This window comes from Rhizobacter sp. P2_H2 (assembly GCF_056403375.1).
In genome coordinates this window covers 1-869 of sequence record NZ_JBFUFP010001587.1, presented here as the reverse complement: position 1 = coordinate 869, position 869 = coordinate 1, and the positions used below count along the sequence as shown (strand labels likewise).

The following is an 869-nucleotide window of genomic DNA, read 5'->3' as shown; positions in this document are numbered from 1 at the left end:
GCCTCGTAGAGCTCGGTGTGCTGCGCGAGCAGTTCGCGGAAATCGGCCTTGCGCACCACCAGCAGCGTGGTCGCGCCATGCGCGTTCGCATCGTGCGTGCGGGGCAGGCCGTCGAACAGCGAGATGTCGCCAAACCACAGCCCGGGCTCCACGTAGGTCAGCGTGATCTGCTTGCCCGAGAGCGAGACCGAGCTGACGCGCACCGCGCCCTTGGCGACGCCGCACCATTCGTCGGCCGCTTCGCCGCGCGACGAGAGCAAGGCGCCGTCGTGCACACGGCGCACGATCGACCGCGAGAGGATGGCATTGCGCAATGGCTGCGAGAGTTTGGAGAACCACGAACCCGATTCGATGTTGGCCTGCTCATCGATTGTAAGAACGGGGGTATTCATGTTTTGTCTCTGACGTGACAGGGTGCGACCTCATTGTCCACGAAGGTCATTGCTGAAAGAGTGCGCGGATTCCCTTCACAAGGAGAGCACATCATGGGCGAACGAGCGCTGGACATCACGAGCAAGGAAGGTCGCGTGAGCGATGCCGAATGGCGCACGCGCGTGGATCTTGCGGCGGCGTATCGGCTGGTAGCGCATTTCAAGTGGGACGACTTGGTGTTTACCCACATCACCGCGCGCGTGCCGGGCGAGGAAGACCGTTTCCTGATCAACCCGTACGGGCTGATGTTCGACGAGATCACCGCATCGAGCCTGGTGAAGATCGACCTGCAGGGCAACAAGCTCGACGACTCGCCGTTCCCTGTGAACCCTGCCGGTTTCACGATCCACAGCGCGATCCATTCGGCGCGCCACGATGCGCAGTGCGTGCTGCACACGCACACGCTGAATGGCGTCGCGGTGTCGGCGCAGCAGGGT

General features: G+C 63.1%; 2 protein-coding genes. One reads left to right on the top strand and one right to left on the bottom strand.

The window, feature by feature from the left end:
* Positions 1-392 (bottom strand): Crp/Fnr family transcriptional regulator (locus AC1D15_RS34920; RefSeq protein WP_477829685.1); only part of this gene is annotated, 392 nt, incomplete at its 3' end.
* Between the two features lie 93 nt (positions 393-485).
* Here AC1D15_RS34920 and AC1D15_RS34915 point away from each other — a divergent pair.
* Positions 486-869: class II aldolase/adducin family protein (locus tag AC1D15_RS34915; protein WP_477829684.1), on the top strand; the 384-nt coding region annotated here is incomplete at its 3' end.